Source organism: Winogradskyella bathintestinalis (assembly GCF_030407435.1).
GTDB lineage: Bacteria > Bacteroidota > Bacteroidia > Flavobacteriales > Flavobacteriaceae > Winogradskyella > Winogradskyella bathintestinalis.
The window spans coordinates 287,841-302,413 of record NZ_JASDDK010000003.1 but is presented as its reverse complement, the minus strand read 5'-3'; the positions used below and the strand labels follow the sequence as shown (position 1 = coordinate 302,413).

Sequence of the window (14,573 nt, the reverse complement as noted above, 5' to 3'; positions counted from 1 at the left end):
TATATTTCAAAATTTCTTGTGCACCAAATCTTTTGAATTGGATGTGTTATTTATAATAATTTCAAAATCAATGACACCTATAATTAATTCTTCTTCTGTAATAACTTCTACTTTCCACAGACCTTCTTTCGTATTCTTTTTATACGTATAGCCACGATAGCCACGATCTCTCCCCCCAGAAACTTTATAGCCAATATTATCTTTAATTTCCCATTCCTCGGTCTTTTGATTATACCATTTCCAGCGGTGAAAAATTGTTTTTTCTATTTCTGTAGGTGCGAATATAGATGTAAAAACATAAATAGGTTGATTTGGAAACGCATGAAAATCGAGCTGATGTTCCCGCCAAAACAGATACCAATCTTCCTTCTCATAACTAACAACGTATTTATTGTTTTTAACTGTTACCTGGTGTGCCACTATTCCATTTTGTAAAGCAAGTGGTACAGGCGGAATAAGATTAAATAGATAAAAGATATTAATTACAGTATACATCAAAATCACGATTCCGATGACTTTACCAATTTTAACTTCAGCTCTTGTACTGGGACTTTTTCTATAAATAATTAGTATTAATAGTAAGGTTAAAACCAAACTAATTAAACCAGATATTATAAATACTCTTGTATTCATTTGTTTAATTAATACAGGAATCATAAATGAGAAAAAAGTAAAGCTTATAAAAAAGTAGACACTAAATTGTAAATATTTATTTGATATTCTTTTCTTAAGCAATTCATTTGTGAACAATAAGGCTAGCAGAATTATAAAAAATGACATGGTTTTGGATAGAGATACACTTCTTGAAAAATATATGACATAGGCACTAGACAGCGCTCCAAAGAAAAACTGAATGGCTAAGGGAAAATATATTTTGTAGCGGTCCAAAAACCCGATTCTCCATTTAAAATCGTCTGCTAAATTATAGAGATAAAGCGTAATGGTTAGAAGCGTCATATGAGAGCATAGCACAATCATATCATATAAGCGATCTACACGCCCCAGGGTTAATGTGTCAAAAATAAAACCACCAATAAAAAATATAACTGGGGCATATTTTTCATGTCTTCGAATAAATTTTCGGAAAGCGCTATTTCTAAATTTAGCTAATGTTCGTTTCATACACAATCTAGAAAAGCAAAAAAATTAAGAAAAGTTCACCATTTCTGTTTAAATATTTCAACACAATTTTATTGACTTTTAACATTCAAAGTCCAAATTAAAGCTTTTTCCTTGGTCGCTCTAAAAATGGTATTATGTTGTTCTGAAGGTTCATCGGAGTACTTCCAAGTTAATTGCTTTGGTGCTTCAGTTTCTAAGGTTTTGGCTAAATTGTTAGTATGTTCAGAAATATCTTCAACCGCTGAACCTGCAAACCAAAGTCTGATGTCTTTATCAGGAAAACTTTCTAAATAGCGTTTCGCATTTTGTTCTAAATAATGACTATTCCACCATAATGAGGGATCCATAGCAATGTAAAAATCGAATGTTTCTGGGTTAAGAAAAAAAGTTTCCATAACAAAAAGCCCTGCTAAAGATTCACCTATAATACCTTTTTCATTGGTAGTTCTGTATCTCTCGTTTATCTCAGGCATTAATTCCTCTGTGATAAAAGCACGAAAATCTTTGGCACCATCTGTTAATGGGCAATATTGTGCATCGGCTTCGGTTTCTGATAAACCAGTTAAATCTCTACCTCTTTCTGTATTCTCAATTCCAACAAGAATTATTGGTGCAATACTTTTATTCTTAACTAATTTCGCCACTGTATTAGCAATATGAGGAAAATCCTCTTGCACTACCCCACCATCTGGCATATATAACACTGGTAAAGAATCGGTACTCGTTTTATAATTTGGTGGTGTCCATACATTAATGACTCTGGTTTCATTGACAATTTTAGAGGCGATATTGAAATTATCGTGTTCCGGAACCGGATCATTATATTGAGGTGTGCTTTTGCAACTTAATACAATGATTGCTAACAATAATATAAATAGTGATTTTTTCATGATTTAGGTGTTTATATAAAAAACTACAGTTCCATACTTTCACCGATTTCTAACAACATTAAATCCTTACCCTTATCATAAAATTTCCGCTTAGCTTCTTCGTGATCAATTTCAATGTAACCAAAAGTATCAAAATGACAACCTAGAACTTTATCGCAATCTATAAAATTGCTGGCGAGAATGGCATCATCAATACCCATTGTAAAGTTATCGCCAATCGGTAAAATAGCAAGATCGAGTTTAGTCTGCATTGGAATAAGTTTCATATCCATGGTCAGAGCTGTATCTCCTGCAATGTATATAGTTTTGTGCTCGCCTTCAATTATAAAACCACCTGGTTGCCCGCCGTAACTGCCATCTGGAAATGATGACGTATGTATAGCATTGACATATTTTAAGTTTCCAAATTCAAAATCCCAAGAGCCACCATGATTCATTGGGTGTCCTTCTAAGTCTTTGTTTTGGTAATGTGTTACGATTTCAAAATTCGATACTATGACTGCCCCAGTTCGTTTAGCAATAGCTTCAACATCTAAAATATGATCTTCATGGGCATGCGTTACCAATATATAATCGGCTTTTAACATCTCAATATCTATATCTGAAGCGTTTTCGTTTCCAGTAATAAACGGATCTACTAGAATATTAATATCCTTAATTTGAATGCCTAACGAAGCATGACCGTAAAATGTTATTTTCATAAATTTAAATTTTTAAGGATCAAATGAAACAATTTTAAAATCATCTATTGATTATTAAAATTAAGTATGTAACGTTTCATATTGAATAAGTTTATAAAAGGCCTAAATGCCGTTTAAAATTAATATAAATTATAACTAATACCTAATAATAGATAGAATAGAAATGAAGCAAGAACGAAAACTACCTATTGTTAATTATAAGGCATTATAATTACAATTTTATCGATCTAAACATTTTCTCCGGTCTTAATTTTCTGAATTGGTTAACTCAAAAATAGTCTGCATATTCCATGATTGTTGTAACCTTTAGTTCTTTTTCATATTTTCCCTAAAAATATTTTAAAGCCCTAAAAAGCAACACGTTGAAAACAAAAAAGTGGTACTATAGCCTGTAAATGTATACAATAAACGAGAATATTATAGTTATGCGGAATTAATTATCATCTTACACGCATAACCAATTTTGAAATTATTTTCAAACCTATTTAACTAAACAATATTAATAAAAACATGGCATAAAACTACGCAATGCATTCTTCATTTTAGCTTACAATTCCGCCTTACATTTTCGTTATCGTCTATGTATAAATAGCTTATGAGTATTTTGCCTGTTTTTTGTTAATACCACTAAGAACATGGTCAACAAAAAATTTATTACACTTTTTACTGTAGCAATTGCAGCGCTCGCGATTCTATATTTTAATGAATCACGAATTGATACTTCAAATTATTCAGATTATGAAATTTTGGCGGTTGCTGATCATGAAAAACTGACTTCAGGATCATTCAGCATCCAACAATTTAATGAGAACCATCCTATTACCGCTTTTAATAATAGTACTGCTGTAAACTCAGATAATTCTGAAAACATAGCATTGTTTAATTCTGCTATTAACGCTGTAGCAATTGCAAAATTTCTAAATGGAAATTTACCATCTACAACTCCTACAGCCAACAATGGTATACCAACCTTGCTCTCACAAACTGGTGCTTTTTCTAATTTGAATACGTTGTCCCCTAGTCCTGGTCTTATTCCGTATGACATGATTGAGCCTTTTTGGTCTGATGGAGCAACTAAAAAAAGGTGGATGGCCATACCAAACGATGGTTCATACGATACAGCTAACGAACAAATAACGTTTTCAAATGATGACGCTTGGGACTTTCCGCAAGGCTCAGTACTTATTAAACATTTTGAAATTGGTGGAAAACGTCTTGAAACACGATTTGAAGTTAAGGGAGACGATAACGTTTATTACTATTTAACGTATAAGTGGAATAGCGCCCAAACAGACGCCACATTACTAGATGATGCCGTTGATGAAAACGTTGTTGTGAATGGAGTTACTCAATCTTGGCATTATCCAAGCAGAAACGAATGTGCATCTTGTCACTTTCCTCAAAATGGTAGTGTCTTAGGGCCAAAAACAAGAAACCTTAATATGTCTATCCTATATCCTAGTTCAGGTATTACGATGAACCAGCTCGTCAATTTTAGTGAACTTGGACTTATAACAGAAACTATAACTACCGGCAATGTGAGTAGTTACTCGGCTGTTGCAGCAAAAGATGATTTAAGTGCTTCGCTTGAAGATAGAGCCAGATCTTATATTGATGTCAACTGTTCAAGTTGTCATAATCCAACTGTCGATAATATTGCTATGTTTGACGCTCGTTATACAACGCTATTAGAAAATCAAAATATCATATATGGTGATGTAATCTATGATGAAGGATTGAATAATCCTAAGGTAATTATACCTCAAGATGTTACAAATTCAATGGTACATTTCAGAATGAATTCTACCCAAACTGGTATAGAAATGCCACCATTAGCAAAAGATGTTGTTGATACTGAAGGTGTACAATTAATTGCAGATTGGATTAATAGTCTTACACCAACAACATCGTCTCCACCAGTGGCATTGTTTTCGGCTTCTACAATAAATGGACCTGCCCCATTGAGTGTTAGTTTCGATGCCTCTGCATCAACTGATGCTGATGGAGACACATTATCTTATTTTTGGGATTTTGGTGATGGTAATACTGCTACAGGTGTAACAACTAGTCATGTTTATACAAGTTCAGCTGAGTTTTCAGTAACGTTAACTGTCAATGATGGTCTCCAATCTGACCAAGCCGAGACTTCTATTGCTGTAAATAATAGTAATCCTGGTGGAAACACGGTTTCATTCTCTGATGGAACTAGTCTTTTAGGTCAAAACAACTATAGCGGGTTACCTATGGGAGTCATCGATATGAATGGAGATGGAAAAGATGATATTGTACAGTTTAATAATTCTAGAGAACTTCGTATTCAATATCAGAATGCTGATGGGCAACAATTTACGAGCCATTATCACGGTATTGTTAGTTATAAAAACCAATGGGGAACGGCCATTGCTGATTTTGATCGTAATGGATATAATGATGTTATGTCAGGTGGTGCTTATGATTACTTAAAAATTATCAAAAATAATAATGGATATGATTCGTACTCGCAGTCTGTTATACCAGACTCTTATTTATTTTTACAAGGATCAAATTTTATCGATATAGATAATGATGGTTGGGCTGACATTTTTGCTTGTAATGATGATGCAGAATCAAAAACATTTCTTAACAATCAGGATGGAACACTCTCTAACGATCAAAGTTTAATCAGAACTTTTACAACGCCGGCTAGTGACAATTCTGGAAACTATGCCAGCATGTGGATGGACTATGATAATGATGGAGATCTAGATCTATATATATCTAAATGTAGAGGTGGCGTTACTAGCAGTAGTGATCCAAGACGATTAAATATGTTATGGCAAAATGATGGTGATAATAATTTCACGGAAGTTGCTGAACAAGCTAATCTGAAAATAGGAGCTCAAACGTGGTTATCTGATTTCGGCGATATTGATAATGATGGTGATTTAGACGCCATTATAATTAACCATTATGAAGGCCCTAATTTAATGAGAAACAATGGAGATGGAACCTTTACTGAAATCACATCAGGTAGCGGTTTAATACCAACTCTAAATTCACAAAACATTACTGCTATTCAAGGTTTCTTTAAAGATTTCAATAATGACGGATATATAGATTTAATGGTATCAGGAACCAATAGTCACTTTCTTTTCTATAATAATGGAGATGGCACTTTCCAGAATGCGCCAAACCCTTTTAATTCCAATCAAATTCATTCGTTCTCTGTGGGGGATATTAATCATGATGGTTTCTTAGATATTTATGCTGGATATGCTAATGGATTTAATTCACCAACTTCAATAAAAGACAGAATTTGGCTAAATCAAGGCAACTCAAACAACTATCTTAATATTCAATTAGAAGGTACAGTAAGTAATATAAATGGTATTGGAGCTCGAGTGGAATTATATGGTACTTGGGGGAAACAAATAAGAGATGTTCGTTCGGGAGAAGGCTATGGTTTAGTGAATTCGTTTACACAGCATTTCGGTATTGGAGTAAGCACGCAAGTAGATAAAGTAGTTGTTCGCTGGCCTTCAGGAATTGTGGATGAAATTCTTAATCCGGCAATTAATCAATTTTTACAGATTATTGAAACTGAACCAACACCAACATGTACTGATGGCATTCAAAATGGTGATGAAACAGGGATTGATTGTGGAGGATCTTGTGCAAATGCTTGCCCATGTGAAGGCATTGACTTAACTGTAATTAATATAGATTTTGAAAATGGTAGCGGTACGGATTGGACCACATCAGGAGACGCAATTACTGGAGCATTCACTATAGCAGATCCAACAGCACAAACAGCATCAAATGTACAAACACAACCCGAAGATGATCATAGTGCATCAGGAATAAACGCTTTTTTTACTGCAACAAATACATCAGAAGGCGCTGATGATATTGACGGTGGTGTTTCTATTGCTACGTCACCCGTCTATACCATTACTGAAAATTCCAATTTATCAATTTGGTATTTCTTTGGTCAACGAGATGCTAATGACGATTCCGGTGATTATTTTATATTAGAATATTCAATTGATGGTGGAACTAACTTTATTACACTTGCCACCTATGGTGATGAAACAGTACAAGCACAATGGACTGAAGCCACAGTGGAAATTCCAGAAAACTCAAGTTTAGTCATTAGAGTTTCCGCAGCTGATGGTCTATCTAATGGTGATATTATTGAGGCTGGAATTGATGATCTTGTGGTTACCAAAATCTGTGAAGACCCAATAACTTATACCTATATTAACAATGGGTGGTCTCCGCGTGATCCTAATAATATATCAAGTAATAACGATATAATTATAGTCGAAACTGGTGAGGCCGTAATTTCTATGAATACTGAAATAGATGCAATAACTATCGAAGCTGGTGCTGCTTTAACTGTAAATTCTGGCATAACGTTATCAGCAAACACAACGACTTTAAAGTCAACTTCTCAGTTGTATTCTAGTTTAATGGTTAATGGAACAATTGAAGGGGCAATTAAATATGAACGTTATGTTAATGCCAATTCTGGAGGTAACGATCTTGTTTCTCCTCCGCTTTCAGGACAATCATGGGAAGATTTCTTAAATTCGGATAATAACGCTATGGGCTTATTGGATAATGGCAATACCAACCCAACAACCTATGCTTTCGGTCCGTTTGACAAGACTGTTGGTGACTATGTTAATTATACCAATTCACAAAATGATTTAGATAATATAGATTTAATAAGCGGAAAGGGTTACAGAGCGGCCACAGATGATGGAAGTACTTTAACCTTTGCAGGTATAGTGCCAACATCAGCAATTAATGTAAATATATTGCATACTGGAGCAATGTTTTCAGATTGGAACTTAATAGGTAATCCCTACCCTACTTATCTCGATATGGACATGTTTCTAAAATTTGTTTTATTTGATAACGGAATAGATCCAGTTATGAGAAATATAGATATTTTAGAGGATATTTCTGGTATTTATGGTTATACAGGAAGTGCTACAGCTAATGAATGGGAGGTTATAACATTAGCCAATTCTAGTCTTAAATTTATGGCACCAGGACAAGGATTCTTTGTAGCAGCAAATGTTGATTTTGTAAATGATTTTGACATAGTTTTTGATCCTTCGATGAGAGTAATCGGTACAGATGATGATTTCATTGCGGGTAGAAATTCAGACGGAGTAACTTTTATTAAGCTTAATTTAAGTACTTCTAACACTGATTATAGTACTGAATTCTATTTTAATGAAAATGCAAGTCAAGGTTTAGACCTAGGATACGACGGTAAAATTTTAGGCAATGAGGCACCTAATTTTGCAGTGTACTCTCATTTAGCATTAGAGAACACAGGGCTTCCAATTGCTTTACAGGCTTTAAATCCTTCAGATTTAGAAAATCTGGTAATTCCATTAGGAGTTAATGCAAATCAAGGTGAGCAAATAACTTTTAGTATAAGTGAAACTACATTGCCAAATAATGTTGAGGTGTATTTAGAAGATAATCAAACGAACACAAATTTCTCTTTAAATTCAGGTGATTACGTACTTACGCCGACCACCGACTTAAATGGAGTTGGCCGCTTCTATCTTAGATTTACCTCTTCAGTATTATCTGATATCCAGAATGAATTGGATTTTGTACAGATCTATACCACGACGAAACCAAAATTATTGAATATAAAAGGGCAGTTGAATAGCTCTGCAAAATTAGATTTATATGATATACAAGGACGCTTGGTATTACATAAAACACTTAATCAATACGATTTATTGAACACCATAGATATTTCAACCATTGGTAGTGGTGTATATTTTGTAAAAGTTATAAGTGATAATCAGAGTAAAACACAAAAGATTATAATTAATTAGATTAATTTTAAAAATAACGTGTAAAAAAGCAGACTATAAAGGTTTGCTTTTTTTCTTAGATTCATTTAGTGACGAAGTTTCTCATTGTTTTTGAGTAAGTGTAACGGCCCTACTTTTTAAGTGCTACATAATCCACGTTAAGAGCATGTATTTTATCTTAACATGGAAATGAAAAATATAAGACTAAATTAATTCGTTATAATGATCAATACTAATAGTGTTTATCAACGTATAAAACACATCGTTTTAATTTGAGAAGAGAATGTGCTAACGTTCGTTTTTGAAAACTTTTCAACATTTTGCTTTGAAAAGTATTGAAACTTCCAAACCATTAAAACAAAATATAACCAACACCTAATAGAATAGAAAACAGAAAAGTTGAAAGCGCTAAAACTTTTAACTGACTATCAAAATCATTTGGTTGAACCGCTGCTTTTATCTTTTTAACATGTTGTACTAAAGGAATAAAAGCAAGTAGATACATAAAATTATACAATTCAACATAATACAAAACAGAGAATATCACTGTAATTATCATGGCCCCAATAATTAAAGTATAATGATATGTTTTGGCACGTTCTAAACCTAATTTTACAGCTAGAGTTATTTTACCTGCATTTGTATCGGACCGTATATCTCGCATGTTATTAAGATTCAAAACCCCAACACTTAACATTCCTAAAGCTATAGCTGGAAGTATAACCACATGATCTAAAGTGTGCATATAAAGAAAATAACTTCCGATAGTACTTACCAATCCGAAGAATATAAATACAAAAATATCACCTAAAGCACGATAACCATATGGAGAATCGCCCATAGTATAGTTTAGAGCAGCATACACCGAAAAGCCGCCAAGTAGAATAAAAAGCAATATAAAAAGAAAATTATCTGAACCAAAAGCCGCCCATAGCAGAGCAAGCGTTAACACTATTACAATTAGAATATTGAATCTTATGGCTTTAAACATGTCCGTAGGAGTAATCTCACCGCTCTGAATAGCACGCAGTGGCCCCACACGTTCATCATTGTCAGTTCCTTTTACTCCATCACCATAGTCATTTGCTAAATTGGATAATATTTGTAAGCTAATTGTGGTAAGAATAGCCAGAACGAAAATCCAAGGATTAAACCGCCCATTGTAGTAAGCAAAACAACTGCCTAGCATTATTCCAGAAACCGAAAGTGGTAACGTCCTTAAGCGCATGGCTGATAACCATGGTTTAATTTTATTCATTTAACCCGCTTTAAATTATGGAATCCATTTTTTAGGAAAATTCGGTTTTCTTTTTTCTAAAAAGGCGTCTCTACCTTCTTTAGCTTCGTCCGTCATATAAGCTAATCGTGTGGCTTCACCAGCAAATACTTGTTGACCAACCATACCATCATCAGTAAGATTCATGGCAAATTTCAACATTTTTATAGATGTTGGCGACTTTGCTAATATTTCTTGTGCCCACTCATAAGCAGTAGTCTCTAATTCGTTATGAGGAATCACAGCGTTTACCATACCCATTTCATAAGCTTCTTGAGCCGAATAATTTCTGCCCAAGAAAAATATTTCTCTAGCTTTTTTCTGACCAACCATTTTCGCTAAATATGCAGATCCATAGCCACCATCAAAACTCGTAACATCTGCATCTGTTTGTTTAAATATAGCGTGTTCTTTACTGGCTAAAGTTAAATCGCAAACCACATGTAAACTATGGCCTCCACCGACTGCCCAACCTGGCACAACAGCAATAACGGCTTTGGGCATAAATCGAATAAGGCGTTGTACTTCTAAAATATTTAAACGGTGGTAACCATCCTCACCAACATATCCTTGATGTCCTCTAGCTTTTTGATCTCCACCTGAACAAAAGCTCCAAATGCCGTCTTTAGAAGAAGGCCCCTCAGCACTTAAAAGTATGACACCAATATTTACGTCTTCACCTGCATCGTAAAATGCATCATAAAGCTCAGAAGTCGTTTTCGGTCTAAATGCATTTCTTATGTCTGGTCTGTTGAAGGCAATTCTAGCAACTCCGTTGCATTTATGATACGTTATATCTTCATAAGTCTTGGCAACTTTCCAATCTATAGAGCTCATTATTTTATGTTTTAGAGAGCAAAAATAAGGAATTATTAACAAGGGTCTAAAGGTAAATTTGTTTGATTTTTCTCGGCTATAGTATATATTTACTCTTTATTATTTAATCCTAACCCTGTTAATATAATCCTAACCCTTAATGATTAATTTCCTTGACTCATTAAATGATGAGTACCAAACACATAATACTAATTTAGGTGATATTTATATTTTTGAAAATTTTGTAGTGACCAATTTTGATGAAGGTGTAGATGTCGATTTTAAAACTTTTTATGAAGTTGCTCTCTTGATTAAAAACTATTTTAAAGAAAAACCATTTGGTTATATCGCCAACAGAAGCCATTCGTATTCTATAAATTTGAATGATGCAAATTTATTTAATAAAGAATTTCCAAATTTAAAGGTTTATGCCTTAGTTATCTATAATAGTTTAACAGAAAGGGTGTTTGAAATAGAAAATCATTTTTTTACCTACAATAGAAAAGCATTTAAAGATTTAGATTATGCTATAAATTGGGTAAAAGAAAATTTGTCTTAAAAATGATTTATTAATTCAGAACAGATTAATAGAAATACGATTACTGATATGAATACTCTTTATCATAATGACAAAAATTAATGAAAGCGTAGCCATTAATATTGTCTATGTATAAAACAAACCGTACGATTTACTTATACAATTGATATTAGATAGCGCCAGATAATGAATTAATAGGCGTCAAAAAAGCATGCAGTTATACATTAAACTAAACGGATACCATCCGACTCAATGGTGATTTGGCGATCTTTATATAGTGTACCAATGGCTTTCTTAAAACTTTTCTTACTCATTTGAAGTTGCGTTTTAATAGCCTCTGGATCAGATTTATCATGTAGAGGTATAAATCCACCATTATCATGCAGTTCGTTTAAAATATGCTCAGCATTTGGTTCTATATTTCTGTATCCGATTTGATTTAAGGAAATATCCAATTTATTATCTGGTCTAACCTTTTTTACAATACCTTTCAATCGATCGCCAACGCTAATATCTTTAAAAATATCATCGTTAAAAATAAGGCCTAAATGGGTTTTATTAACAATAACATTCATACCCAATTCTGATGGATGAGAAACAATTAAATCCACCTCATCAAACTGAGCAACAGTTAATTCTTTATTATCTAAAAAGCTATTGGTTTTACTCGATGCGACTAAGCGTTCGGTTTCGTCATCAAGGTAACAATACACTAAATACCAACCGCCTGCTTTCATTTTAAATGCCTGTTCTTTAAACGGGCAAAACAATTCCTTAACTAATCCCCAATCTAAAAATGCGCCAAAATCGGTTACCTGATTACAACGTAATAAAGCAAAATCACCATTTTTTATATAAGGCTGATCTGTGGTTGCAACAGGTCGTTCTTCATTGTCGAGATATACAAATACTTCAATTTTATCACCAATTTCAAATTCCTTTGGCACATATCTGTTAGGTAAAAGTACCTCTCCTTCATTTCCATCTCCTAAAAACAAACCAGGTTCTGTATCTCTTAAAATTTCTAATGTATTGTATTCTCCTAAGTGTATCATGTTGCAAAGGTATTGATATTTTAAATAGATGTGGAAAATAAATTTTATAGATATTACATATTATGCTGTATAAAAAAAGCACTACAATTACTAAATTACAGTGCTTATTACATATGTTTAAACAGCTTTTATTTGTAAACTGCTTCTTTATTAAAATGCTTCGTTAATAAATAATAAACGACAACTCTATATTTTGATCTGTTGGATTTTCCGTAAATATCCATTACCGTATCAATGCCTTTATCTAAATCAGCACCTTCTTTTAATCCTAATTTATTTATTAAAAAGTTATTTTTAACTGTGGCTAATTCTTTATCATCAGACCCAGAAACCGTTGAAGAGTCAGCATTATAAACAGAAGGACCTAAACCAATTGTTACATTAGTTAGTAAATCCATATCTGCAGTAATTCCACATTTATCTTTTAAATCTGCTGCATATTTTTCGATTAAATCATCTCTTTTACTCATTGTAGTTTCCGTTTTAAATTAAATAATTAGTTTCCTTAAATATAACTATTTTTTAGAAACTCCAAAAACGGTAAAGTCACATCTTAACGATACTTTAAGTAAACATTAATTATTTGATGTTTTCAAAATAATCGAGAAGAATTCTATCATTTACGACGGAAGGAGTGGATATCTCCAATAATCTCGGTCTGTCACTAACCTCATAAAAGTCCTCTAAATATGTTAATAACGATGTCTCATCTGAAGCCTCCATATAATCTAAATTATACATGTCGCAAAGTTGTTTCGCTTTTAAATGGTGCTTGGTTTCAAAAAAAGTATCAAAATTTTCTGTGTCTTTATGACCCGGAAGAATTCTAAAAATACCGCCTCCTTCATTATTAATAATTATAATTCTAAACGTATTTGGAATATAATTATTCCACAAGGCATTACTATCATAAAAGAAACTTATATCACCAGTAATAAAGGTAATTTGTTTTTGCCTAGCCACTGCGGCTCCAATAGCTGTACTTGTACTTCCGTCTATTCCACTGGTGCCTCTATTACAAAAAACTTCAACACTTTTTGGCATTTTAAATAATTGGGTGTAGCGAATAGCAGAACTATTGCCAACCTGTAATTGACTTTTTTTTGGCAACCTTTTTAGAATGGTACTGAATACGGTAAAATCGGAAAACGGTAAATGTTCTAAATAATTGGCTTGAAGTTTCCGTCTTCTTTGTCGAACCTCTAACCATATCGATTTATAATTACTTTTAGTGTGATGTGTTACTTGCGGTAAAAATGCGGATAAGAATGTATTAGGTCGTAACTTTATATGTTTGTCTAAACAGAAAAAAGTGTCATTAGCCCTGTATAAATCAACATGCCAATGGTATTCTGGTTTATAGGTTCTTAGAAAGGATTTAATTTTTTTTGAAACAATTAAACCCCCAAAGGTGAGCAAAACTTCTGGTTGAAGCGCTTTAAAACCGTTTTCATCTAAAGGAGCTATTATTTTATCAATACCAGGGAAGAAGTCTTGATGATGCAAATTAGATGTCGTTTCTGTAAACACAATTATACTATCATCATCAGCTATTTCCTGAATCCATTTTGTTTCAATAGCATCAGGCTGTAATACACCAACCAGAATCATCTTTCGTTTTGCGCTATGCCAAACATCGAGTAGACTTTTAATTTCAAAATCATCGACTTTTTCTTGTCGTGTTTGAATTTTAAAAGGCTTGGGGTTTATATCTAAATCTTCCACGGTTTCATATAGCGGTTCATCAAAGGGGCAATTAATATGAACTGGTCCTGAATTTAATTTAGCAACAGTCAAAGCATCGTGAATTTCAGATTCGTTATAAGTCTGAATATCTTTTTGAAGCCCTAAAAATCGTTCTAATTTATTTTCAAGACTTTTAATTATTGGCATTTCGCTTGCCAACTGTGCATTCTCTGTTTCTTTTAAATCGAGCTTTAAATTTGCACTATATATAGCATGATCCCCATAAACGTTTTTTTGCTTAATGGTTTGTCCGTCACCAATATCTATTAAATGTTTTGGTCTATCTGCAGATAAAACTACAAGTGGAATATTACTATAAAACGCTTCTGCAACCGCTGGATAATAATTGAGTAATGCACTACCCGAAGTACAAAGCAAGGCTACAGGTTCTTGCAATTGCTGTGCTATACCTAAAGCAAAAAATGCGGCACAACGTTCATCAACAATACTGTAACAGTTAAAAAAAACATCGTGTGTAAAACCAATGGTTAAAGGGGCATTTCTACTGCCTGGGGAAATAACAATATGCTTTATATTATGTGTTTTACATAACGTGACGATAGTTTGCGATAAAGGGATTTTGGAATATTTCATAAGCCCA

The 14,573-nt window shown here is 33.2% G+C and carries 10 protein-coding genes; 2 read left to right on the top strand and 8 right to left on the bottom strand.

Annotated elements, in window-relative coordinates; translation table 11 throughout:
- Positions 1-6: 6 nt before the first annotated feature.
- From QMA06_RS10765 to QMA06_RS10755, 3 genes are all read right to left on the bottom strand, one after another.
- Positions 7-1,122, bottom strand: a complete 1,116-nt coding sequence (locus tag QMA06_RS10765; RefSeq protein ID WP_290206859.1) for a DUF2914 domain-containing protein — start codon at positions 1,120-1,122, stop codon at positions 7-9.
- Positions 1,123-1,190: 68 nt separating this feature from the next.
- On the bottom strand, positions 1,191-2,012 hold the full coding sequence (locus QMA06_RS10760; protein ID WP_290206858.1) for an alpha/beta hydrolase: 822 nt from the start codon (positions 2,010-2,012) through the stop codon (positions 1,191-1,193).
- Between the two features lie 23 nt (positions 2,013-2,035).
- Positions 2,036-2,713: a metal-dependent hydrolase gene (locus QMA06_RS10755; RefSeq protein WP_290206857.1), complete on the bottom strand. Its 678-nt coding sequence runs from the start codon at positions 2,711-2,713 to the stop codon at positions 2,036-2,038.
- A gap of 635 nt (positions 2,714-3,348) precedes the next feature.
- On the opposite strand from QMA06_RS10755, the gene QMA06_RS10750 reads away from it, so the two are divergent.
- Positions 3,349-8,562, top strand: coding sequence for an FG-GAP-like repeat-containing protein (locus QMA06_RS10750; RefSeq protein WP_290206856.1), 5,214 nt, complete (start codon positions 3,349-3,351; stop codon positions 8,560-8,562).
- Positions 8,563-8,893: 331 nt separating this feature from the next.
- Here QMA06_RS10750 and menA read toward each other — a convergent pair whose 3' ends face one another.
- Both menA and QMA06_RS10740 read right to left on the bottom strand, forming a co-directional pair.
- Positions 8,894-9,799 carry a 1,4-dihydroxy-2-naphthoate octaprenyltransferase gene (menA, locus tag QMA06_RS10745; protein ID WP_290206855.1) on the bottom strand — a complete coding sequence of 302 codons (906 nt, stop codon included), beginning with the start codon at positions 9,797-9,799 and terminating at the stop codon, positions 8,894-8,896.
- 15 nt (positions 9,800-9,814) lie between these two features.
- On the bottom strand, positions 9,815-10,654 hold the full coding sequence (locus tag QMA06_RS10740; RefSeq protein ID WP_290206854.1) for a 1,4-dihydroxy-2-naphthoyl-CoA synthase: 840 nt from the start codon (positions 10,652-10,654) through the stop codon (positions 9,815-9,817).
- 139 nt (positions 10,655-10,793) lie between these two features.
- On the opposite strand from QMA06_RS10740, the gene QMA06_RS10735 reads away from it, so the two are divergent.
- Positions 10,794-11,192: a hypothetical protein gene (locus QMA06_RS10735; protein WP_290206853.1), complete on the top strand. Its 399-nt coding sequence runs from the start codon at positions 10,794-10,796 to the stop codon at positions 11,190-11,192.
- 203 nt (positions 11,193-11,395) lie between these two features.
- On the opposite strand, the gene QMA06_RS10730 is transcribed toward QMA06_RS10735, so the two are convergent.
- The 3 genes from QMA06_RS10730 to menD form a co-directional block, all read right to left on the bottom strand.
- Positions 11,396-12,226 (bottom strand): CvfB family protein, encoded by an 831-nt coding sequence (locus QMA06_RS10730; RefSeq protein WP_290206852.1) that lies wholly within the window; start codon positions 12,224-12,226, stop codon positions 11,396-11,398.
- Positions 12,227-12,354: 128 nt separating this feature from the next.
- Positions 12,355-12,696 carry a DUF2853 family protein gene (locus QMA06_RS10725; protein ID WP_290206851.1) on the bottom strand — a complete coding sequence of 114 codons (342 nt, stop codon included), beginning with the start codon at positions 12,694-12,696 and terminating at the stop codon, positions 12,355-12,357.
- Positions 12,697-12,805: 109 nt separating this feature from the next.
- Positions 12,806-14,566 carry a 2-succinyl-5-enolpyruvyl-6-hydroxy-3-cyclohexene-1-carboxylic-acid synthase gene (gene menD, locus QMA06_RS10720; RefSeq protein ID WP_290206959.1) on the bottom strand — a complete coding sequence of 587 codons (1,761 nt, stop codon included), beginning with the start codon at positions 14,564-14,566 and terminating at the stop codon, positions 12,806-12,808.
- Between the last annotated feature and the right edge of the window lie 7 nt (positions 14,567-14,573).

Bases quoted from the DNA above. Each gene is read 5' to 3' on its own strand.
- QMA06_RS10760 (WP_290206858.1), bottom strand. From the start codon at position 2,012: ATGAAAAAATCACTATTTATATTATTGTTAGCAATCATTGTATTAAGT.
- menD (WP_290206959.1), bottom strand. From the start codon at position 14,566: ATGAAATATTCCAAAATCCCTTTATCGCAAACTATCGTCACGTTATGT.
- QMA06_RS10755 (WP_290206857.1), bottom strand. From the start codon at position 2,713: ATGAAAATAACATTTTACGGTCATGCTTCGTTAGGCATTCAAATTAAG.
- QMA06_RS10765 (WP_290206859.1), bottom strand. From the start codon at position 1,122: ATGAAACGAACATTAGCTAAATTTAGAAATAGCGCTTTCCGAAAATTT.
- QMA06_RS10735 (WP_290206853.1), top strand. From the start codon at position 10,794: ATGATTAATTTCCTTGACTCATTAAATGATGAGTACCAAACACATAAT.
- QMA06_RS10730 (WP_290206852.1), bottom strand. From the start codon at position 12,226: ATGATACACTTAGGAGAATACAATACATTAGAAATTTTAAGAGATACA.
- QMA06_RS10740 (WP_290206854.1), bottom strand. From the start codon at position 10,654: ATGAGCTCTATAGATTGGAAAGTTGCCAAGACTTATGAAGATATAACG.
- QMA06_RS10750 (WP_290206856.1), top strand. From the start codon at position 3,349: ATGGTCAACAAAAAATTTATTACACTTTTTACTGTAGCAATTGCAGCG.
- QMA06_RS10725 (WP_290206851.1), bottom strand. From the start codon at position 12,696: ATGAGTAAAAGAGATGATTTAATCGAAAAATATGCAGCAGATTTAAAA.
- menA (WP_290206855.1), bottom strand. From the start codon at position 9,799: ATGAATAAAATTAAACCATGGTTATCAGCCATGCGCTTAAGGACGTTA.